Annotated in this window: 19 protein-coding genes; 10 read left to right on the top strand and 9 right to left on the bottom strand. The window is 72.7% G+C overall.

All coding sequences use genetic code 11. From position 1 onward, the window contains the following. On the bottom strand, positions 1–480 hold a 480-nt coding region (locus tag CXR44_RS40680; RefSeq protein WP_342748530.1), incomplete at its 3' end, for a helical backbone metal receptor. Positions 481–674: 194 nt separating this feature from the next. On the opposite strand from CXR44_RS40680, the gene CXR44_RS07050 reads away from it, so the two are divergent. Next, complete coding sequence (locus tag CXR44_RS07050) at positions 675–1,478, top strand: SAM-dependent methyltransferase (protein ID WP_101784048.1); 804 nt, start codon at positions 675–677, stop codon at positions 1,476–1,478. A gap of 4 nt (positions 1,479–1,482) precedes the next feature. On the opposite strand, the gene icmF is transcribed toward CXR44_RS07050, so the two are convergent. The 4 genes from icmF to CXR44_RS07030 all read right to left on the bottom strand — a co-directional run bounded on the left by icmF (position 1,483) and on the right by CXR44_RS07030 (position 6,867). Further along, entirely contained in the window at positions 1,483–4,692 is a 3,210-nt protein-coding gene (gene icmF / locus CXR44_RS07045) for a fused isobutyryl-CoA mutase/GTPase IcmF (RefSeq protein ID WP_101784047.1), read from the bottom strand. Between the two features lie 53 nt (positions 4,693–4,745). Further along, the gene (locus tag CXR44_RS07040; protein WP_101784046.1) at positions 4,746–5,039 is read right to left on the bottom strand and encodes an isochorismatase family protein; all 294 of its coding nucleotides are present in this window, start codon (positions 5,037–5,039) and stop codon (positions 4,746–4,748) included. Positions 5,040–5,061: 22 nt separating this feature from the next. After that, entirely contained in the window at positions 5,062–5,982 is a 921-nt protein-coding gene (locus CXR44_RS07035; protein ID WP_101784045.1) for a CHAP domain-containing protein, read from the bottom strand. Positions 5,983–6,096: 114 nt separating this feature from the next. Next, positions 6,097–6,867, bottom strand: coding sequence for a PP2C family protein-serine/threonine phosphatase (locus CXR44_RS07030; protein ID WP_101784044.1), 771 nt, complete (start codon positions 6,865–6,867; stop codon positions 6,097–6,099). A 76-nt stretch (positions 6,868–6,943) separates the two neighbouring features. Between CXR44_RS07030 and CXR44_RS07025 the strand changes: the two genes are divergently transcribed. Further along, positions 6,944–8,728: an HsdM family class I SAM-dependent methyltransferase gene (locus CXR44_RS07025; RefSeq protein WP_101784226.1), complete on the top strand. Its 1,785-nt coding sequence runs from the start codon at positions 6,944–6,946 to the stop codon at positions 8,726–8,728. A gap of 38 nt (positions 8,729–8,766) precedes the next feature. Beyond that, positions 8,767–9,654, top strand: coding sequence for a serine/threonine-protein kinase (locus CXR44_RS07020; protein WP_101784043.1), 888 nt, complete (start codon positions 8,767–8,769; stop codon positions 9,652–9,654). A 7-nt stretch (positions 9,655–9,661) separates the two neighbouring features. Here CXR44_RS07020 and CXR44_RS07015 read toward each other — a convergent pair whose 3' ends face one another. Both CXR44_RS07015 and CXR44_RS07010 read right to left on the bottom strand, forming a co-directional pair. Then, positions 9,662–10,348, bottom strand: coding sequence for a GntR family transcriptional regulator (locus tag CXR44_RS07015; RefSeq protein ID WP_101784042.1), 687 nt, complete (start codon positions 10,346–10,348; stop codon positions 9,662–9,664). Then, positions 10,345–11,472, bottom strand: a complete 1,128-nt coding sequence (locus tag CXR44_RS07010; RefSeq protein WP_245898901.1) for a CaiB/BaiF CoA transferase family protein — start codon at positions 11,470–11,472, stop codon at positions 10,345–10,347. Before CXR44_RS07010 ends, CXR44_RS07015 begins: the two co-directional genes overlap by 4 nt. 142 nt (positions 11,473–11,614) lie before the next feature. Here CXR44_RS07010 and CXR44_RS07005 point away from each other — a divergent pair, with 142 nt between their 5' ends. The 6 genes from CXR44_RS07005 to CXR44_RS06975 all read left to right on the top strand — a co-directional run bounded on the left by CXR44_RS07005 (position 11,615) and on the right by CXR44_RS06975 (position 18,472). Then, entirely contained in the window at positions 11,615–12,775 is a 1,161-nt protein-coding gene (locus tag CXR44_RS07005; RefSeq protein ID WP_101784040.1) for an acyl-CoA dehydrogenase family protein, read from the top strand. Positions 12,776–13,028: 253 nt separating this feature from the next. After that, the gene (locus CXR44_RS06995; RefSeq protein WP_101784039.1) at positions 13,029–14,324 is read left to right on the top strand and encodes an ABC transporter substrate-binding protein; all 1,296 of its coding nucleotides are present in this window, start codon (positions 13,029–13,031) and stop codon (positions 14,322–14,324) included. Beyond that, a complete protein-coding gene (locus tag CXR44_RS06990) occupies positions 14,321–15,277 on the top strand; it encodes a carbohydrate ABC transporter permease (RefSeq protein WP_101784038.1) in 957 nt (318 codons plus the stop codon). The genes CXR44_RS06995 and CXR44_RS06990 overlap by 4 nt, the downstream gene beginning before the upstream one ends. Beyond that, complete coding sequence (locus CXR44_RS06985; RefSeq protein ID WP_101784037.1) at positions 15,274–16,077, top strand: carbohydrate ABC transporter permease; 804 nt, start codon at positions 15,274–15,276, stop codon at positions 16,075–16,077. The genes CXR44_RS06990 and CXR44_RS06985 overlap by 4 nt, the downstream gene beginning before the upstream one ends. Then, positions 16,074–17,444: a GH1 family beta-glucosidase gene (locus CXR44_RS06980; RefSeq protein WP_101784036.1), complete on the top strand. Its 1,371-nt coding sequence runs from the start codon at positions 16,074–16,076 to the stop codon at positions 17,442–17,444. Before CXR44_RS06985 ends, CXR44_RS06980 begins: the two co-directional genes overlap by 4 nt. A gap of 32 nt (positions 17,445–17,476) precedes the next feature. After that, a complete protein-coding gene (locus CXR44_RS06975; protein ID WP_101784035.1) occupies positions 17,477–18,472 on the top strand; it encodes a LacI family DNA-binding transcriptional regulator in 996 nt (331 codons plus the stop codon). Here the strand turns inward: CXR44_RS06975 and CXR44_RS06970 are convergent. Then, the gene (locus CXR44_RS06970; protein ID WP_101784034.1) at positions 18,432–18,821 is read right to left on the bottom strand and encodes a DUF1622 domain-containing protein; all 390 of its coding nucleotides are present in this window, start codon (positions 18,819–18,821) and stop codon (positions 18,432–18,434) included. The genes CXR44_RS06975 and CXR44_RS06970 overlap by 41 nt on opposite strands. 125 nt (positions 18,822–18,946) lie before the next feature. Here CXR44_RS06970 and CXR44_RS06965 point away from each other — a divergent pair, with 125 nt between their 5' ends. Next, complete coding sequence (locus tag CXR44_RS06965; RefSeq protein WP_101784033.1) at positions 18,947–20,206, top strand: hypothetical protein; 1,260 nt, start codon at positions 18,947–18,949, stop codon at positions 20,204–20,206. A gap of 58 nt (positions 20,207–20,264) precedes the next feature. Here the strand turns inward: CXR44_RS06965 and CXR44_RS06960 are convergent, their stop codons facing one another. After that, positions 20,265–20,792, bottom strand: coding sequence for a carboxymuconolactone decarboxylase family protein (locus tag CXR44_RS06960; RefSeq protein WP_101784032.1), 528 nt, complete (start codon positions 20,790–20,792; stop codon positions 20,265–20,267). Positions 20,793–20,834: the final 42 nt, after the last annotated feature.

Genomic DNA, 20,834 nt, shown 5'->3' with positions numbered 1-20,834 from the left:
CCCCCCCCCCCCCCCCCCCCCCCCCCGCCACACCTGCTCGGCCCGCTCCAGCCAGCCGGGCCGGCCGGTGCGGCACGCGTGGCGGAACATCCGGTCGAGGGAGGCGAACGCCCCGTCGAGCGTCTCGATCCGCGTCACCCACACGGCCAGGCCCGCCTCGCGCAGCGCCACGAGGTCCGGCTCGCGGTTCTCCTCGGCGTTGGCGAGCACCACGTCGGGCCGCAGCCGCCTGATCGCGTCGAGGTCGGGGTTCTTGGTGCCGCGCACCCGCGCGACGTCCAGGCCGGGCGGGTGGGAGCACCAGTCGGTGGCCCCCACCAGGGCGCCGGGCAGGGTCGCCGCCACGGACTCGGTCAGCGAGGGGACGAGCGACACGATCCGCCGCACGGTCCCGGGCACGCGGACAACCGCCCCGGTGTCGTCGGCGCATGCCGCGTCTGCCGTTTTCGTGTCGTCGGCGAATTCCGCGTCGTCCGTCACCCTCGCCACCCTAACGGCCGGGGCCGCGCCGGTCCGGAGCGCCCGGGACCCGGCGCCGCTCTCGGGCGCGGACGCGGGGCCGCTTCCGGCGGGACGAACAAAATTCTGTTGAATTGCGTAGAGTACTCCACAAAAGGGCTGACGGATCCGTACACTCTCAGCAAAAGATCGTCTCTGGATCGGGGGATCGCCGGTTGGAGCGAGAATTACAGGGCTTCGATCCCACCACGCCCAACATCGCCCGGCTCTACGACTACCTCCTCGGGGGCAAGGACCATCTGGCGGTGGACCGGGAGGCGGCGGAGGAGATGCTGCGCGCGGCGCCCGAGATGCGTGCCGCCGCTCGGGCCAACAGGGCGTTCGTGCTGCGGGCCGTGCGGCGGCTGGCGGAGGCGGGCGTGCGGCAGTTCGTCGACATCGGCACCGGGCTGCCCACCCGGGCGACCGTGCACGAGGTGGCCGGCCGGGCCGCGCCGGGGGCGCGCGTGGCCTACGTGGACCACGACCCCGTCGTGCTCACCCACCTGCGGGCGCTGCCCGCCGACGACGGCCGCACCGCCGTCGCGGAGGGCGACCTGCGCGATCCCGAGGCCATCCTCGGGCATCCCGACGTGCTGCGGGTCATCGACTTCGCCGAGCCCGTCGGGATCGTCCTCGGCGCCGTCCTGCACTTCGTCGGCGACGCCGACGGCCCCACCCGCATCGTCGCCGCGCTGCGCCGCGCGATGGCGCCCGGCAGCCACCTCGTCCTGTCGCACGCCACCGGCGACGCCCGGCCGGCCGCCGTGGCGGCGGCCGGCGAGGTCTACCGGCGCGCCGGCATCCCCTTCACCCCGCGCGGCCGGGACCGGATCGCGGAACTGCTCGCCGGGTTCGAGCCGGCCGAGCCGGGGCTGGTCTGGCTGCCGCAGTGGCGGCCCGACGAGGCCGACGCGGTCGACTTCACGGCCGACCCCGCCGCGTCGCTGGCGCTGGGCGGGGTCGGCCGCAAGGCCTGAGTGCTCACACGTTGCGGCGGTACTGGCCTCCCGCCTCGAACAGGGCGTCGGTGATCTGTCCCAGCGAGCAGACCCGGGCGGCCTCCATGAGCACCTCGAAGGCGTTGCCGTCGGACATGGCGACCTCGCGCAGCCGGGCCAGCGCGGCGGGCGACTCGCCGCGGTGCCGCTCGTGGAAGTCGTGCAGCCGGGTCAGCTGCGACCGCTTCTCCTCCTCGGTGCCCCGGGCCAGCTCCAGCTTGTCCTGCCGGGGCTCGTCGCCGCGCGGGTTGCGGAAGGTGTTGACGCCGATGATGGGCAGCGAGCCGTCGTGCTTGCGCGTCTCGTACAGCATCGACTCGTCCTGGATGCGGCCGCGCTGGTAGCCGGTCTCCATCGCGCCGAGCACGCCGCCCCGGTCCGACAACCGCTCGAACTCGCGCAGCACCGCCTCCTCGACCAGGTCGGTCAGCTCGTCGATGATGTACGAGCCCTGCAGCGGGTTCTCGTTGCGGGCCAGGCCCCACTCGCGGTTGATGATGAGCTGGATGGCCATCGCGCGGCGCACCGAGTCGGCCGACGGGGTGGTGACGGCCTCGTCGAAGGCGTTGGTGTGCAGGCTGTTGCAGTTGTCGTAGACGGCGATGAGGGCCTGCAGGGTCGTGCGGATGTCGTTGAAGTCCATCTCCTGGGCGTGCAGGGACCGGCCCGAGGTCTGGATGTGGTACTTGAGCTTCTGGGAACGCTCGCCGGCGCCGTACCTCTCGCGCATCGCGACCGCCCAGATGCGGCGAGCCACCCGGCCGAGCACGCTGTATTCGGGGTCCATGCCGTTGGAGAAGAAGAACGACAGGTTGGGCGCGAAGTCGTCCACCTTCATCCCGCGCGCGAGATACGCCTCGACGTAGGTGAAGCCGTTGGCCAGGGTGAAGGCGAGCTGGCTGATCGGGTTGGCTCCGGCCTCGGCGATGTGGTAGCCGGAGATCGACACCGAGTAGAAGTTGCGCACCCCGTTGGCGATGAACCACTCCTGGATGTCGGCCATCATCCGCAGGCTGAACTCGGTGGAGAAGATGCAGGTGTTCTGGCCCTGGTCCTCCTTGAGGATGTCGGCCTGCACCGTGCCGCGGACCGTGGCGAGGGTGCGCGCCCGCACCTCGCGGGCCTCGTCGGGACCCGGCTCGCGCCCGTGCTCGGCCCGCCACCTGTCGAGAGCCTGGTCGACGGCGGCGTTGAGGAAGAACGCCAGGATCGTCGGGGCCGGGCCGTTGATGGTCATCGAGACGGACGTGTTGGGCGCGGTCAGGTCGAAGCCGTCGTAGAGGACCTTCATGTCGTCGAGCGTGGCGATGGAGACGCCGGACGTGCCCACCTTGCCGTAGATGTCGGGCCGCAGGTCGGGGTCGTTGCCGTACAGCGTGACCGAGTCGAACGCGGTGGACAGCCGGGTCGCGGGCTGGCCCTCCGACAGCAGCTTGAACCGCCGGTTGGTGCGGAACGGGTCGCCCTCGCCGGCGAACATCCGGGTCGGGTCCTCGTCGTCCCGCTTGAACGGGAACACCCCGGCCGTGAACGGGAACCTGCCGGGCAGGTTCTCGGCCCGCAGGAACCTCAGCAGCTCGCCGTGGTCGGTGTGCCGGGGCAGCGCCACCCGGGGGATGCGGTTGCCCGACAGCGTCTCGCGCCACAGCGGCGTGTGGATCTCCCGGTCGCGGACCTTCACCACCAGCTCGTCGGCGGTGTACTGCTCGCGGGTGGCGGGCCAGGAGTCGAGCAGCGCCCGGCTCTCGTCGCTCAGCTCCCCCTCGGCCCGCCGTTCCAGCTCTGCCAGCCGGTCGTCGTCCCCGTCGAGCAGGGCGCGGACCGCGGCGAGCTGCTGGCGGCGGCGGGCCACCTCCGCCTGGGCCTCGGTCTCGGCGTGGTAGGCGCGGACGGTCTCGGCGATCTCGGCGAGGTAGCGGGCGCGGGCCGGCGGCACGATGGCCGCGGAGATCTCGGACGTGCGCCCGCGGACCGGCGCGAGCAGGCCGGGGCCGGCCTGCATCCCCTTGTCCACCAGCAGGCCCTTGAGATGGTGGTAGAGGGCCGTGACGCCGGCGTCGTTGTAACGGGCGGCGATCGTGCCGAAGACCGGCATCTGCTCCGGCGGCACGCCGAACGCCTCGCGGTTGCGCAGGAGCTGCCGGCGCACGTCGCGCAGGGCGTCCTCGGCGCCGCGCCGCTCGTACTTGTTGATCACGACGGCCTCGGCGAAGTCGAGCATGTCGATCTTCTCCAGCTGGGAGGCCGCGCCGAACTCGGGCGTCATGACGTAGACCGGCACGTCCACGTGCGGCACGATCCCGGCGTCGCCCTGGCCGATGCCGGGGGTCTCGACGACGACCAGGTCGTAGCCGGCCGAGCGGCAGGCGGTGACGACGTCGTCGAGGCAGGCGGGCACCTCGTTCGCGGCGCCCCGGGTGGCCAGGGAGCGGAAGTAGGTCTGGGGGCCCAGGCTGTTCATGCGGATGCGGTCGCCCAGCAGCGCGCCGCCGCCCCGCCTGCGGGTCGGGTCGATGGCGATGATCGCGATGCGCAGCTTGTCGTCGTTGTCCACCCGGAAGCGCCGCACCAGCTCGTCGGTGAGCGACGACTTGCCCGAGCCGCCCGTGCCCGTGACGCCGAGCACGGGCGCCCGCCGCTCGCGTCCGGCGGCACGCAGCCCGTCGAGCAGGGTGTCCGTGGCCCTGCCGGTCTCGATGAGGGTGATCGCCCGGGCGAGGGCGGCCTGGTCGCCGGAGACGACGGCCTCGACCGGGGGCTCGCCCGTCAGCTCGACGTCGCACTCCTCGATCAGCTTGTTGATCATCCCGGGCAGGCCGAGGCGCTGGCCGTCCTCGGGCGAGAAGATGCGGGCCACGCCACGGGAGTGGAGCAGGTCGATCTCGTCCTGGACGATGACCCCGCCGCCTCCGCCGTACACCCTGATGTGGCCGGCCCCGCGCTCGCGCAGGAGCTCGACGAGGTAGCTGAAGAACTCGACATGGCCGCCCTGGTAGGAGCTGATCGCCACGCCCTGGACGTCCTCCTGGATGGCGGCGGTGACGATCTCGTCCACCGAGCGGTTGTGCCCGAGGTGGATGACCTCCGCCCCCTGCGACTGGAGGATGCGCCGCATGATGTTGATCGCCGCGTCGTGGCCGTCGAACAGGGCCGCGGCCGTCACGAATCGGACGGGGTGAACCGGTGCGTGCACGGCTTCTCACTCCTTTGTGCGGGGCCTCACTACGAAGATACTAGGACGTCCTACTATTTCCCACCGAATGGGGCGACGGACTCTCCGGCCCCCGGCGGAAGCGGGCCGTTCTCGTACAGGAGCGAGCGCAGTCCGGCGGTGTCGACGATGTCGGCCGGCCTCGGGAGAGCGCCGGTCATCAGCGTCCGGTGGGTTCGCGGGTCCGGATCGGTGACGCAGTCGGACAGGACGTGGAGCCGTTGGTCGCGGTCGGCGGCGTCGGTGACGGTGGACAGCACGACACCGCTGGTGGTGATGCCGGCGACGACCAGGGTGGTGATCCCGCGAACCCGCAGCCGCCGATCCAGGTCCGCGTCCCCCGCTGTCCCGTCAGGGTTTCGGCTCGTACGGCCTGCGCCGGGTGGGGGCGCCGGCGCTCCCGGCTCCGGCGGGAACGCGCGCCCGGGGAACGGTCACGGACGGCGGACCGGACGGCCCGTCGGCGGAGTCCACGGTCGGGTGGGCGGTGGGGTCCACGGTGGGGTGGGCGGCGGTGAGGTGGCCTGCCGTGGGGCGAGGTCGCGTGTGGGGCGGCGGTGTGCGGGGGTGGGGTGGCGCGTTCCAGAGGGTGGCGAGGCGGCGGTGGGTGCCGCGGCGGCGGCCGGCGAAGCGGAGGGACAGGACAACCGTCGTCAGCACCATCGCCGCCAGCAGCGCCTGCGGCGTGCCCAGGACGTCGAACGGCGAGTCCTGCGCCTCGCGGGCGCGGGCCGCCGGCGCCAGCGGCCGCTCGGTGCTGCGGATCTCGGTGAGCTGGGCGTTGGCCTTGACGACGCGCGGCAGCCCGTAGCCGACGACCTTGTCGGTGTCGCGGACCTTGCGCTTGAGCCAGACGCGGTCGACGTTCGCCTCGATGGTGTGGATCTTGTCCCCGGACACGCGCTCGACGACGCCGACGTGGTCCACGCCCTGGTAGCTCTTGCCGCCCTTCCAGTCGAAGAAGACCAGCGCCCCCGGCTCGGGCTCGGTGCTCCAGGCGTCCTGCTTGATGAACCACACGGCATGGGACGGCGTCCAGGCGAACTGCCCGACGTAGTCGGCGACCCCCGCCTTGTCGGCCGCCCAGGCGATGAACATGTCGCACCAGGGCGCGTCCCGGTACTGGGGGTCCTGGACGCGCTCGGCGTACCAGTGGCCGAACTTGGTGTGCTGGCCGCCCTTCTCCCGGTAACCGAGTTCGTGGCGGACTTGCTTCAGCAGGGCTTCCGCGATCGGGTCCAGGGCCGCACCTCCCAGAATCGGGCAGATCACGATGGACTTTAATCGTGCCGTCGTGATCGCGCGCCGAACACCGGCAAAGTGGCGAACGCAGTGACAGAAGCGACAGAAGTGACCTGGAGTGGACCGGCGGGGCGGCCTCCGCCGTCAGGCGCCGGCGCCGACCCGGTAGACCTGGTCGTCGCCGGTGCCCGGCGGCACGACGTCGGCCACGATCACGGTCACGTTGTCGGGCGAGCCGCCCTCGTTGGCCAGGTCGATGAGCCGCTGGACGGCCAGGGCCGGGTCGGCGACCGTGGTCAGGACCTCGTGCAGCGTCTCGGGGCCGAGGACGGTGGTGAGCCCGTCGGAGCACAGGAGGTAGCGGTCGTCGGGCTCGGCCTCGCGCAGCGCCATGTCGGGCTCGGCCCGGCCCTCGCTGCCCAGCACCCGCAGCACCATGGAACGACGGGGATGCACGGCGGCCTGATCCTCCGTTATCCGTCCTTCGTCCACCATCGACTGCACAAGTGTGTGATCCTTGGTCATCTGGTAAAGAGCACCATCGCGAAGCAGGTATCCGCGGGAGTCACCGAGATGAGCCAGGGCGAACCGGTAGCCGTCCCACAGCAGGGCGGTCACCGTGGTCCCCATCCCCCTGCGCGCGGGGTCGATCTCGGCCAGCTCGACCAGCCTGCGCGCCGCCTCGTGCACGGCGCCCTCCAGCGCGGCCTCCAGGTCGGCACCGGTCTCGGGAAGCGTGGCATCCAGCTCGCGCATGACGGCGATCGCCGCCGAGCTCGCCAGCTCGCCGGCCGCGTGTCCACCCATCCCGTCAGCCACCACGAGCAACCGGCCGCTCGCATAGCCGGAGTCCTCGTTCTGCTCTCGGCGGCGGCCCACATCTGATCCGGCGGCATAGCGGATGTTGTGCTTCATACCCAGCAGTAAATCATTGGTTGAAAGACTTCACAAGCAGATGCGCTGAAGACTCTTGTGAACTACTGTGGGCCGCATGAGCCACGACCCCACCGTGAACGCCGGGGACATCGCCCGGCTCGCGGGGGTCGGGCGTGCCGCGGTGAGCAACTGGCGGCGCCGCCACGACGACTTCCCCCGTCCCGTCGGAGGAACCACCAATCAGCCATTGTTCTCGCTTCCGCAGGTGGAGGCGTGGCTGCGACGCTATGGGAAGTCCTACCAGGTCTCGCTGGGAGATCGGGTGTGGCAACGCCTCAGGGCCGCGGGAGATCTGCGCCTGGGCGAGCTGGTCGCCGAGGCGGGGACGCTGCTCACCACCGGCCGCAGCGCGCTCGACCCCGAGCTGGCCGGGCTGGTGACCGAGCTGGCCGAGCGGCACGACCCGCTCACCGCGTACGAGTTCCTCTGCGAGCGCTACCTGGAGGCGCACTCCCGGAGCCTGTCGGTCACCCGCGAGGAGACCGCGGAGCTGATGGTCCGGCTGGTCGGCGCGGGCGGCGGCGCGGCGGGCGAGGCCGGCGGCGGCACCCTCCTCGACCCGGCCTGCGGCGTCGGCACGCTGCTGCTCGCCCCCGGCCCGGCCGCACCGGCCGGCCGGAGGCTGGGCCAGGAGCTGAACGACACCTCCGCCCGCATCACGACGGCGCGGCTGCGGCTGCGCGGCGTGCCGGCCGAGATCGCCGCGGGCGACTCGATGCGCCACGACGGGTTCGCCGGGGTGCGCGCCGACGCGGTCGTGTGCGACCCGCCGTTCAACGAGCGCACCTGGGGCTACGAGGAGCTGACGGGCGACCCGCGCTGGGAGTACGGCCTGCCGCCGCGCGGCGAGCCCGAGCTGGCCTGGGTCCAGCACTGTCTGACCCACGTCCGGCCGGGCGGCCGGGTGGCCGTCCTCATGCCGCCCGCCGCGGCCAGCCGCAAGGCGGGCCGGCGCATCCGGGCCAACCTGCTGCGCGCCGGCGCGCTGCGTGCCGTGGTGGCGCTGCCCGGTTCCGACCTGTGGCTGCTGCGCCGCCCGGCGGCCGGCGAGCGGCCGCCGTCCGACGTGCTCATCCTCGACGCCACCGACGACCTGGCGATCGTGGAGCCGGCCTGGCGGGCCTACCTGGAGGACCGTTCCGACCAGACCGTGCGCATCATCGACCTGCTGGCCGACGAGGTCGACATGACGCCGGCCCGTCACCAGCGCCGCGACGACCTCGGGCGGGCCTTCACCGAGGCCCGTGACCGCTTCCTGGCCGCCACGGCCGCACCGCCCGACCTCAAGGTGCTGGAGCAGCCGCTCGACCAGCCCTTCACCACGGTCGGCGACCTGATCAAGGAGGGGCTGGTGACCGTGCTGCAGGCGCCGGCCAGGATGGCGACCGGGGCCGGCGAGGTGGCGGTGCTCACGGCCGACGACCTCGCCCAGGGCGCGGCGCCGACCGGCCGGACCGGGGGGCGGCAGGGCCTCGTGCAGGTGCAGCCGGGTGACGTGGTGGCGTCCTACTCCAGCGTGCGGGTGATGGCGGAGGGCGGCTGCGTCCTGGGGCCGCATCTGACGCTCTACCGGGTGGACCGGCGCCGGCTCGACCCCGACTTCCTGGCGGGGTTCCTGCGCGCGGCCGGCGGCCGGGTGACGACCGGGTCCAGCCGGTTCGACGTGCGGCGCACCCGCCTGCCCCGCCTGCCGTTGAAGGAGCAGGGCGCGTACGGCGAGGCCTTCCGGCAGCTCGCGGTGCTGGAGGACGCGCTGCGCGAGACCACCGCGCTCGGCCAGACGCTCATCCGGCTGGGGCTCGACGGGCTGGCCGACGGCCACCTGCACCCGCAGTCCTGACGGTGTAGTTTTTCCCGAAGGCAGCGGGGGGAGGGCGAATGGTCATCGGCGACCGCTATGTGCTCGACGACCTTCCCCTCGGCCAGGGCGGCATGGGAGCCGTGTACGCCGGCCACGACCGGCACCTCGACCGCCGGGTGGCGGTCAAGCTGCTCCGGCTGCCGAGCGGCCCCGATCAGGAGCTGGAGCGCCGCTTCATCCGCGAGGCGCGCATCCTGGCCCGGCTGGAGCATCCCGGCGCCCCGGTCCTGTACGACTTCGGCACCCACGAGCAGCGGCTCTACCAGGTGATGCAGTTCATCGAGGGCGTCACCGTGGCCGACGTGGTGAGCGAGCACGGCCCGCTGCCGGTGCCGTGGGCCGCCGGGATCGCCGCCCAGGCGTGCGCCGTGCTGTCGGCCGCGCACGCGCTGTCGATCTGTCACCGCGACCTCAAGCCGACCAACCTCATGCTCTGCCCCGACGGCAGCGTGAAGGTGCTCGACTTCGGCCTGGCGATGCTGCGCGACACCGACGTCACGACGTTCACCCGGATCGGCCAGATCCTCGGCACGCCCGCCTACATGGCGCCGGAGCAGATCCAGCACGGGGTCGCCGAGCCGCGCAGCGATCTCTACTCGCTGGGCTGCGTGCTGCACGAGATGCTGACCGGCCGGCAGCTGTTCACCGGGCCGACCGACTACGTGGTCTTCGAGAAGCAGGTCAAGGAGCGGCCGCCGGCCGTGCCCGGGCTGCCCGGCCCGCTGGCCGCGTTGCTGGGGCAGCTGCTGGAGAAGCGGCCGGACGACCGGCCGTCGGGCGCGGAGGAGCTGTACGCGCGGCTGGAGCCGTTCGTGGTGGGGCTGCCCATGCTGCCCGGTTTCCTCGCCCAGGCGCCGAGCCCGGGGCGCATGTACGCCCGCATGGTCGGCCGCGTCCTCACCTGACGGGGCGTCAGGGGGGCGGCAGGACCGCCTCGATGCTGGTGACGGCGTGGGTGCGGTGCGCGGCCAGGGCGCGCACCGCGGCGTCGGCGTCGCGCCGGCGCAGCAGGTCGAGCGCGGCCCGGTGCTCCTCGACGACCCGCCGCCGGTTGGCCTCCTCGCCGTAGTAGACCGACCGGTAGGCGTCGGTGGAGTCCCACAGCGTCCTGATCATCCGCACCAGGCGGGGCAGCCCGGCCGCCTCGAAGACGGTCATGTGGAAGCGGCGGTTGGCCTCGGCCATCGCGAGCACGTCGCCGGCCGCGGCGGCCCGCTCCACCTCGGCCTGCGCCTGCTCGGCCGCCTCGACGACCTCGTCGGTGAGGCGGGCCACGGCGCGGCGGACGGCCTCGGCCTCCAGCAGCTCACGGATGAGGTAGACCTCGCGAAGGTCGTCGAGCGACAGCCGCTCGACGAAGTAGCCGCGGTGCGCCTGATAGGTGACCAGCCCCTCACCCTGGAGCGTCTTGAGCGCCTCGCGGAGCGGGACGCGGCTGACGGCGAGCTCCTCGGCCAGGGACTCCTGCCGGATCGGGTCGCCGGGGCGCAGCCGGCCGGTGGTGATGGCGCGCCGCAGCTCGCCGAGGACGAACTGCTGGGCCGTCGGCGGCCTGCGGCGTCCCTCGTCGGCGGCGAGCCGCCCCTCTGGCGCGGTCATTCGCCCAATATCTCACGAACCCACTGCTCGTCCTGCCCGAGTGCCGGCGGCGGCAGGCGGTACTCGGGCGGCGTCACGTCGAGCCCGATGGGGTTCGCCACCTGAGCCGCCGCTCCCTCCCCCACCACGGGCCGCAGCCCCAGCTCGGCGGCCAGCGAGAAGGCGTCGGCCACGGAGTTGATCGGCCCGCACGGCACCCCGGCGGCGGTGAGCGCGGCGAACCACTCGGCGGCCGTGCGGGCCGCGAGCGCGCGGGTGAGCCGCGCGACCAGGTCGTCGCGGTGGGCGACCCGCGCGGCGTTGGTGGCGAAGCGGGGGTCGGCCGCCAGGCCGTCCAGCCCGAGCACCCGGCAGAGCGCGCCGAACTGCCGGTCGTTGCCCGCCGCGATGACGATGGCCCGGTCGGCGGCCTGGAACACCTCGTACGGCACGATGCTGGGGTGCCGGTTGCCCATGGCGGCGGGCACCACCCCGGCGGCGGCGTAGCCGGAGGACAGGTTCGTCAGGGCCGACAGCAGCGACGACAGCAGCGAGACGGTCACCCGCTGCCCCTCGCCCGTCGCGTCCCGGTGGCGCAGGGCCGCCAGCACGCCGAGCGCCGCGTGCAGCCCGGTGATCACGTCCACGAGGGCCACGCCGGCCTTGGTGCCGGGCCCGCCCGGCTCGCCGGTGACGCTCATCAGCCCGCCGACCGCCTGGACGATCAGGTCGTAGCCGGGCAGGCCCGCGCCCTCGCCCGTCCCGAACCCGGTCACCGAGCAGTAGACCAGCCCGGGGTTGGCGGCCCGCAGCGCGTCGTAGCCGAGCCCGAGCCGGTCCATGGTGCCGGGCCGGAAGTTCTCCACGAGCACGTCGGCCCGGCCGGCCAGGGCGCGGGCCACCTCCAGGTCGGCGGGGTCGCGCAGGTCGAGGGCGATCGACCGCTTGTTGCGGTTGACGGCCAGGAAGTACGTCGCCTCGCCGCCGGCGTGCGGCGGCCCCCACGAGCGGGTGTCGTCGCCGGTGCCCGGCCGTTCGACCTTGACGACGTCGGCGCCGAGGTCGGCGAGGAGCATGGTCGCGTACGGCCCGGCCAGCACCCGGCTGAAGTCGGCCACCAGCAGCCCGGACAGCGCGCCGCTCACGCGGGGACCCCGGGGCGGCCGGTCACGGTCCGGTCGTGGCGGGGGGCGGGCGGGGAGGCGTGCAGCAGGTCCATGGTCACCGCACTCTAACTGTGGCATATTGAATAATCAATATTGGATCCAAAATACAGGAGAAGCGCCCATGCACCCCTCGGCCCTGTTCGCCTTCGACGGCCTCCTCACCGACGAGGAGCGCGCCATCCGCCAGACCGTCCGCCAGGTGTGCGACCGGGAGATCCGGCCGCACGTCGCGGGCTGGTTCGAGACGGGCGAGCTGCCCGCGCGGGAGCTCGCCCGCACCCTCGGCTCGGTCGGCGTCCTCGGCATGCACCTCGACGGGTACGGCTGCGCCGGGCTCGGCGCCGTCGCCTACGGCCTGGCCTGCCTGGAGCTGGAGGCCGCCGACTCGGGCCTGCGCAGCCTCGTGTCGGTGCAGGGCTCGCTGGCCATGTACGCGATCTGGAAGTACGGCAGCGAGGAGCAGAAGCAGGAGTGGCTGCCGGCCATGGCGGCGGGCGAGCGGATCGGCTGCTTCGGCCTCACCGAGCCGGACTTCGGCTCCGACCCCGGCGGCATGCGCACGACCGCCAAGCGCGACGGCTCCGACTGGGTGCTGAACGGCACCAAGATGTGGATCACCAACGGGTCGGTGGCGGACGTCGCGGTCGTCTGGGCCCGCACGGAGGACGGCGTCCGCGGCTTCCTGGTGCCGGCGGGCACGCCGGGCTTCGCCGCGCACGACGTCAAGCACAAGATCTCGCTCCGCGCCAGCGTGACGAGCGAGCTGGTGCTCGACGGGGTGCGACTGCCGGCCGAGGCGATGCTGCCGGGCGCGCGCGGCCTGTCGGGGCCGCTGGGCTGCCTGAACGAGGCCAGGTTCGGCATCGTGTTCGGCGCGATGGGGGCGGCGCTCGACTGCCTGGAGACCGCCCTGGCCTACGCCGCCGAGCGGGAGGTCTTCGCCCGCCCGCTCGCCTCGTTCCAGCTCACCCAGGCCAAGCTCGCCGACATGGCGCTGGAGCTCGGCAAGGGGCTGCTGCTGGCCGTGCACCTCGGGCGGCTGAAGGAGCGCGGCGCCCTGACCGCCGAGCTGGTGAGCGCCGGCAAGCTCAACAACGTCCGCGAGGCGCTCGACGTCGCCAGGACCTGCCGGACGCTGCTCGGCGCGAGCGGCATCACGCTGGAGTACCCGGTGATCAGGCACGCGGTCAATCTGGAGTCGGTGCTGACCTACGAGGGCACCTCGGAGATCCACGCGCTGGTCATCGGCCGGGCGCTGACGGGCCTGCCCGCCTTCCACTGACGCCGCCCCGCGCGCGCCGCCCGCCCCGCGCGCGCCGCCGGCGCCGCCCGCCCCGCGCGCGCCGCGGGCGCCGCCCGCCCCGCGCGCGCCGCCCGCGCCGCCCGCGCCGCCACGGGCCGGGCGTGTGCGTGAACGCGCTCTCTCGCAACCCGGATCGTTATCCAACTCATGTTGACGAGCCGGTGTGAGACCTAGGACTCTACCGAGAGAGCGCTCTCACGGACATCCCCCAGCCCGAACCCAGGAGGGTTCCATGACCCCTCGCATCCGGCGACTCGCCGTACCCGTGCTCACCGCCTCCCTGCTCACCCTGGCCGCGGCGTGCGGCGGCGCGGGCGGTGGAGGCGGCGCGGACACGGCCGCCAAGCCCGGAGAGAAGATCAAGCTGACCGTCGGACTGTTCGGCGACTTCGGCTTCAAGCCGCTCTACGAGGAGTACAAGAAGACCCATCCGAACATCGAGATCGCCGAGAACGTCACCCAGTTCAACGACCACCACAACAACCTGGTCAAGCGCCTGGCCACGAACGCCGGCGCGGCGGACGTCGAGGCCGTCGAGGTGGGCTACATCAGCACGTTCACCGCCCAGCCCGCCAGGTTCCACGACCTCAGGCAGTTCGGCCTGGACAAGCGGCAGGGCGACTACCTCGACTGGAAGTGGCAGCAGGGGCTCAGCAAGCAGGGCGGCCAGCTGCTCGGGCTCGGCACCGACGTGGGCGGGCTGGCCATGTGCTACCGCAAGGACCTGTTCGAGAAGGCCGGACTGCCCACCGACCGGGACGAGGTCGCCGAGCTCTGGCCGACATGGGAGCAGTACATCGAGACGGGCAAGAAGTTCGCCGCCGCCGACGTGGCGGGCGCGAAGTTCGTGGACAGCCCCGGCGAGATCTTCCGGGCGATGGTCAACCAGGCCCCGACGGGCCTGTACGACCAGCAGGACAACATCATCGTCGCGTCCAACCCCGACGTGAAGAAGGCGTGGGACCTGTCCAACCGGCTCACCTCCGAGAAGCTGACCGCCAAGCTGGCCGCCTTCTCGCCGCCGTGGAACACCGGCTTCGCCAAGGGCGCCTTCGCCACGATCATCTGCCCCGCCTGGATGACCGGCTACATCCAGGAGCAGGCCAAGGACGCCGCCGGCAAGTGGGACATCGCGACCGTGCCCGGCGGGTCCGGCAACAGCGGCGGCTCCCACCTGATGGTCCCCAAGCAGAGCAAGCACCCCAAGGAGGCGGCCGAGCTGATCGACTTCCTCACCTCCAAGGAGAACCAGGCCAAGGTCTTCAAGGAGGAGGGAACGTTCCCGTCGATCCCGGCGCTCTACGACGACCCGTCGATCCAGAACTTCACCAAGCCCTTCTTCGGCGACGCGCCGATCGGCAAGATCTACTCCGAGGCGGCCAAGGCGCTCAAGCCGCAGCACCTCGGGCCCAAGGAGGCCGAGGTCCGCGTCGTGATCGGCGACGGGCTGGGGCGCGTCGAGCAGGGCAAGCAGACGCCCGACCAGGCGTGGGCGCAGGTGCTCGAGGACGTCAAGAAGATCAAATGAGCGCCCTGCCTCTCGCCGTCCCCCGGCGGCGCGGGCGTGGCGTGCGGCACACCCTCGACGTGAGGGTGTCGCCGTACGCCTACGTCGCGCCCTTCTTCCTGCTGTTCTGCGCGTTCGGGCTGTTCCCGCTGGTCTACACGGCCTGGGTGAGCCTGCACGAGTGGACCCTGCTGGAGGAGGAGCAGACCTTCGTCGGGCTGGACAACTTCGCCACGCTGCTCACCGACGGCTACTTCTGGAACGCCGCCTTCAACACCCTGTCCATCGGGGTGCTGTCCACCGCGCCGCAGCTCCTGCTCGCCATCTGGCTGGCGCACCTGCTCAACCGGCCGATGAGGTTCCAGACCCTCTTCCGGGTCTCGCTGCTGCTGCCCAACGTCACCAGCGTGGTGGCCGTGGTGGTGATCTTCAGCCAGCTCTTCGGCCGCGACTACGGCGTCATCAACTGGGTGCTGTCGTGGTTCGGCGCCGGCGCCATCGACTGGGCGGCCGGCACGGCCACCTCGCACGTCGCGCTCTCCACGATGATCATGTGGCGCTGGACCGGCTACAACGCGCTGATCTTCCTCGCGGCCATGCAGGCCGTGCCCAAGGAGCTGTACGAGGCCGCCACCCTCGACGGGGCGAGCTCGTTCACGCAGCTCCGCCGGATCACCGTGCCGATGATCCGGCCGACGATCGTCTTCGTCGTCATCGTCTCCACGATCGGCGCGATGCAGATCATCGCCGAGCCGCTGCTGTTCGGCGCGAGCAGCGGGGTGGGCGGCGGGGCCGTCAGCGGCGGGCCCGACCGGCAGTACCAGACGCTCGCGCTGTTCGTCTACGAGCAGGGCTTCACCAAGTTCGACTTCGGCTACGCCTCGGCGGCGTCCTGGCTGATGTTCCTGGCCGTGGTGCTGGTCGCCGGGATCAACTTCCTGCTGACCCGCCGGCTGAAGGGCGGTCTGGGATGAGACTGCGCTACCTCACCCTCGTCGCGGTGGCCTTCTTCTCCGCATTCCCGCTGTACTACAGCGTGGTGGTGGCCTCGCGGCACAACTCCGCGCTCGCCGAGGTGCCGCCGCCGCTGCTGCCGGGCGGCAACCTCCTCGCCAACGTGTCGCGGGTCTTCGACACCGTGCCGTTCGCGCTGGCGCTGCTCAACTCGTTCGTCGTGGCCGGGTCGATCGCGGTCGCGGTGATGTTCTTCTCGACGCTGGCCGGGTTCGCCTTCGCCAAGCTGCGCTTCCGTGGCCGCGACATCCTGCTGCTGATCACGGTCGCCACCATGATGGTGCCGGCGCTGCTCGGCAGCATCCCGCTCTACATGCTCATGGTGAAGCTGGAGTGGACCGGCACCATGTACGCGCTCGTCGTGCCCGCCCTGGTGAACGCCTTCGGGGTGTTCTTCATGACGCAGTTCCTGTCACGGGCGCTGCCGACCGAGCTGCTGGAGGCCGGGCGGGTGGACGGGTGCACCACCTGGAAGCTGTTCTGGCACGTGGTGCTGCCGGTCGCGCGGCCGGCGGCGGCGGTGCTCGGCATGCTCACGTTCATGTCCGCCTGGAACGACTACTTCTGGCCCCTGGTCGTGCTCCAGCCGGACAACCCGACGGTGCAGGTGGCCCTGTCGACGCTGGCCAGCGGCTACGTCAACGACTACGTCCTGGGCCTGGCGGGCACGGCGGTCGGCACGCTCCCGCTCGTCCTCGTCTTCGTCCTGTTCGGCAAGCAGATCATTGGTGGAATCATGCAAGGAGCGGTCAAAGGATGATTTTCCCGGAAAACTTCGTCTGGGGTGCCGCCACGGCCTCCTACCAGATCGAGGGGGCGGTCAAGGAGGACGGGCGCGGCCAGTCGATCTGGGACACCTTCTCCCACTCCCCCGGCAACGTCGCGGGCGGCGACACCGGCGACGTGGCCTGCGACCACTACCATCGCCACGCCGACGACGTCGACCTGATGCGCGAGCTGCGGCTCGCGGCCTACCGGTTCTCCGTGGCCTGGCCGCGCATCCAGGCCGACGGGTCCGGCCCCGCCAACCCGCGCGGGCTCGCCTTCTACGACCGGCTCGTGGACCGCCTGCTCGCCGCCGAGATCTCGCCGTACGTGACGCTCTACCACTGGGACCTGCCGCAGGCGCTCCAGGACCGGGGCGGCTGGACGGAGCGCGACACCGCATACCGCTTCGCCGAGTACGCGGCGCTCGTGCACGACCGGCTCGGCGACCGGGTCCGCCACTGGACGACGCTCAACGAGCCGTGGGTGTCGGCGTTCCTCGGCTACGGCAACGGCGTGCACGCGCCCGGCCGGCGCGACCCGGGCGAGGCCATGCGCGCGGCCCACCACCTGCTGCTCGGCCACGGCCTGGCCGCCGCCCGGCTGCGCGAGCAGGGCGCGCGGCACCTCATGCTCGTCGTCAACTCCGCCCCCGTGCTCACGCCCGCCCAGGTCAACGACCCGTCCGCGACACCCGGCCCGGCGGACGCGGCGGCCACCGAGCGGGTGCACGCGCTGCTGACCGGGCAGTTCCTCGACCCGGTGATCCACGGCCGCTACCCGGAGCAGGTGCTGGAGGCGGCCCGGCGCAACGGCGGCACCAGCCACATCCACGACGGTGACCTGAGAATCATCGCCGCCCCGATCGACCAGATCGGCATCAACTACTACAACCCCTGCGTGGTCGAGGCGAGCCCGGGCGAGCCGGCCGACGCGGCCTGGCCGGGCTCGGAGGACGTCGGGTTCCGGAGCGCCGACGCCCCCACCACCGCGATGGGCTGGCCGATCGTGCCCGACGGCCTGTCGAGGCTGCTCGTCCGCCTGTCGGGCGACTACCCGGGCGTCCCCTTCATGGTCACCGAGAACGGCGCCGCCTTCGACGACGTGGTGGAGAACGGCCGGGTGCACGACGCCGACCGGGTGTCCTTCCTCGAAGGCCACCTGCGCGAGGCCCACCGCGCCATCGCGGCGGGCGTGGACCTGCGCGGTTACCTCGTGTGGTCGCTGCTGGACAACTTCGAGTGGGCCGAGGGGTACTCACGGCGGTTCGGCATCGTGCACGTCGACTACGCGACCCAGGCCAGGGTGCCGAAGGACAGCGCGCTGTGGTTCAGAGACGTGATCGTCAGGAACGGGCTGTAGATTTTTTCCGTGCTCTCCCACTCGGTCCAGCCATGAGACGCCCGACGCTGGAGGCCGTCGCCGCCCGCGCGGGGGTCTCCCGCGCCACGGCGTCGCGCGTGGTCAACGGGCAGACGACGGTCGCTCCGCACATCCGCGACGCCGTGCAACGCGCGATCGACGAGCTCGGCTACGTGCCCAACTCGGCCGCGCGCAGCCTGGTCACCCAGCGCACCGACTCGATCGCCCTGGTCGTCTCCGAGCCGCCGACCAGGGTGTTCTCCGAGGATCCGCTGTTCTCCACGGTGATCCGCTCGGCGAGCGTGGAGCTGGAGGCGGTCAACAAGCAGGTCGTGCTGATGCTCGCCTCCTCCGCCGAGAGCCACGCGCGGGTGGAGCGCTACATCGCCGGCGGGCACGTCGACGGGGTCATGCTCATCTCGATGCACGGCGCCGACCCGCTGCCGGCCGCGCTGTCACGGCTGCGCGTCCCCGTCGTCTCCTACGGCCGCCCGGCCGTGCCCGTCGACATCCCATACGTGGACAACGACAACGTGGGCGGCGCCGAGCTGGCGGTCCGCCACCTGGTGGCGGCCGGTCGGCGGCGCATCGCCACGATCGCGGGCCCGCAGGACATGATCGGCGGCCAGGACCGGCTGGCCGGCTACCGCAGCGTGCTGCGTGACTCCGACCGCCGCTCGATCGTCGCGGTGGGCGACTTCACCCGCGAGTCGGGCGCGGTCGCGATGCGCCAGCTCCTCGGCGACGACCCGGCGCTCGACGCGGTGTTCGTGGCCAACGACCTGATGGCGGTCGGGGCGCTCCAGTCGCTGCGCCAGGCGGGTCGGCGCGTGCCGGACGACGTGGCGGTGGTGGGGTTCGACGACATCGAGGCCGCCAAGTACACCGAGCCGCCGCTGACGACGGTCCGCCATCCGGTGGCGGAACAGGCGGCCGCCATGGTCCGCCTGCTGCTCGGCCTGTTCGGCGGCGGCCCGGCCGACCCGGTCATCCTTCCGACGGAGCTGGTCGTCCGCGAGTCGGCCTGACCCCGTCCGCCGCGGGCGGCGGCTGCCAGGGCAGCCGCCCCTCCAGCTCCACCTGGAGCGAGAAGCTGAGGAACGTCCGCACCGCCACGATGACCGCCAGCACCCCCACGCTCTGGAACGTCGGCGACACCGCCACGGTCCTGATGATGTCGGCGGCCACCAGCAGCTCCAGCCCCAGCAGGATGGCCCGCCCCACCCCCTGCCGGTACAGGCGGTACACGTCGGCCTCCCGCCGCGCCCGCACCCACCGCAACCCGAACACGACGCTGGCCACGACCGTGCCACCGGCGATGACGAGCACGCCCGCGACGTCCAGCGCCGCGCCGACGGCCTCGATGATCTGCTTCACCGCCGTCCCCCTCCCCGGTGACCGTCCTCCCCTTCATGCCCGCACGCCGGATCTCCACCCAACCGTGATCCGCGGTTGGGATATTGGGGGCCCCTGTTGATCCCCCGCCGTCAGGGAGCCGGACCGTGCCCACCCCCAGGGCGTGGTGGCGTCTCGCCGCCCGTTCATCCGCCGCGGCCCTCGCCGTGCTCACCACCGTGCTCGCCGCCGTGATCCCCGCCTCGCCCGTACGGGCCGCCGACAAGACCTTGACCGTGACGTACACCTGCACGGGAGGGCCGGTCGGCGACACGTCGCTCACGGTGCCGATCTCCGTCCCGGACACCGCGAGCGGCACGTTCGAGGTCACCTGGAAACTGCCCGCGCTCACCCTGCGGACGGCGCCGGCCACGGCGACGCAGCTCCTGGTGGCGGGCGCGTTGCAGGTCATCGGGGGCGTGCACGCCGACCTCGAGGTCACGGACACGGCCGTCGCCGCGGGCGCCACCTCCGTGCCGGCGGCCCAGAAGACCAGCACGGTGACCGTCACCGCCGTGACGGGCGGCCAGATCACGGTCAAGCCGTCGGCCGAACCCGGCAGCCTCATGTTCAGCCTGGCCGACGCGCCGGCCGCCGTGACGACCTGCACGACCACGGGCACACAGAGCGTGACCGTCGCCGTCGGGCAGCCGGGCGGCGGCTCGGGCGCCGGCGACCTGGTCGAGTACACCTGCACCGACCAGGCCCAGGCGAGGCAGGAGGTGAGGATCAGAGTCACCCTGACCATGCCGGACAGCCCCGGAGCCGGCGTGCCGTTCACCATCGGCTGGACCGGCGCCTACGAGCCGGGCGCGGAGCTGAAGGCCCCGGCCGCAGGGCTCCCCGCCGGCGTGAAGCTCTACGCGCACGCCGGGATCTCGGGCCTGCCCGGCCTGACCTCCGCCACCGGGGCCGGCACGCCGGGCGCCGTCACCCCCGGGCAGGTCATCGCGCTGCCCTCCTCGGTGGAGCTGAAGGCCACGTCCGGGAGGACCGGCAGCGCGACCGTGCGGCCCGGGGCCGTCAACATCGGCGCCCAGGAGAACGCCCCGCTCATCGAGTGCGAGGTGAAGGACAGGGAGGCGCTCAGGACGTACCCGCTGACCGTCGGCGCGGGCGGGACGGACCCGTCCGCGACGTCCACCCCCACGCCGACGCCCTCCCCCAGCACGACGCGCACCCGCGAGACCGGGCCCGCGCGCGAGCCCGGGAGGTCCCGGACGCCCAAGGACGGGGTCGCCACCGGCGCGGGCGGCGACGCCGGCCCCGACGGGCGGGTGTTCCTGCTCACGGGCTCGGCGCTGGTCGCGTTCGCGGCCGCCGGCGGTCTGCTCGCGCGCCGCCGCCGCGCCTCGCCCGGAACCTGAGCCCCCGCGCCGGTCCACCCGCTCCGGGCCCCCGGCGAGGCTCGGCCGCGACGCGGGGCTAGACGCGGAACACCCGCAGTTGCAGGGCGAGGGTGGCGTAGTAGCCGACCAGCGTGGTCAGCTCGAACACCGCGCTCGCCGGCAACGCGCCGTACTCCTCGTCGTCGAGGTCGGCGCGCGACACCAGCGCCCTGGTGAGGCGGAGCACCGCCGCCTCCTCCGGGTCGTCCAGCTCCAGCGGCGCGCCGGTGCGCAACGCGTCGAGCTGCGCCTCCGTGAGGCCGAGACCCCGCCCGATCTCCTCGTGCACCCGCCGCTCGAACGCGCAGTCCCAGGCGTGGGCCACCACGAGGATGGCGATCTCCCTCGCCCGGTCGCCCAGCTTCGTCCGGTAGCGGATCGCCGCGCCGAGCCGCTGGAGGGCGTCTCCCACGGGCGGGCTGAGCAGCATGGCGCCGAACGGCCCCATGAGCTCGCCCCCTTCGTCCAGCATCGACGTGCCGCGCGGCCCTTCGACGACGGCGTCGTAGACGGCGCGCGCGTCAGGCGTGAGGTCGGACGGGGGCTGGGGCGGCAGGCGTCTCATCGGCCGATGCTAACGCCTCAGGAGGACGGTCATCCGCCCGCT

Origin of the sequence: Nonomuraea indica (genome assembly GCF_002850745.1) — a bacterium.
Lineage (GTDB): Bacteria > Actinomycetota > Actinomycetes > Streptosporangiales > Streptosporangiaceae > Nonomuraea > Nonomuraea indica.
The sequence above is the reverse complement of the archived record's forward strand: the minus strand, read 5'-3'. Positions and strand labels throughout refer to the sequence as shown.

Coding starts and splice junctions, on each gene's coding strand:
- CXR44_RS07015 (WP_101784042.1), bottom strand. CDS start 10,348: ATGACCGCGCCAGAGGGGCGGCTCGCCGCCGACGAGGGACGCCGCAGG.
- CXR44_RS07025 (WP_101784226.1), top strand. CDS start 6,944: ATGAGCCACGACCCCACCGTGAACGCCGGGGACATCGCCCGGCTCGCG.
- CXR44_RS06960 (WP_101784032.1), bottom strand. CDS start 20,792: ATGAGACGCCTGCCGCCCCAGCCCCCGTCCGACCTCACGCCTGACGCG.
- CXR44_RS07005 (WP_101784040.1), top strand. CDS start 11,615: ATGCACCCCTCGGCCCTGTTCGCCTTCGACGGCCTCCTCACCGACGAG.
- CXR44_RS06985 (WP_101784037.1), top strand. CDS start 15,274: ATGAGACTGCGCTACCTCACCCTCGTCGCGGTGGCCTTCTTCTCCGCA.
- CXR44_RS07020 (WP_101784043.1), top strand. CDS start 8,767: ATGGTCATCGGCGACCGCTATGTGCTCGACGACCTTCCCCTCGGCCAG.
- CXR44_RS07030 (WP_101784044.1), bottom strand. CDS start 6,867: ATGAAGCACAACATCCGCTATGCCGCCGGATCAGATGTGGGCCGCCGC.
- CXR44_RS06975 (WP_101784035.1), top strand. CDS start 17,477: ATGAGACGCCCGACGCTGGAGGCCGTCGCCGCCCGCGCGGGGGTCTCC.
- CXR44_RS06995 (WP_101784039.1), top strand. CDS start 13,029: ATGACCCCTCGCATCCGGCGACTCGCCGTACCCGTGCTCACCGCCTCC.
- CXR44_RS06990 (WP_101784038.1), top strand. CDS start 14,321: ATGAGCGCCCTGCCTCTCGCCGTCCCCCGGCGGCGCGGGCGTGGCGTG.
- CXR44_RS06980 (WP_101784036.1), top strand. CDS start 16,074: ATGATTTTCCCGGAAAACTTCGTCTGGGGTGCCGCCACGGCCTCCTAC.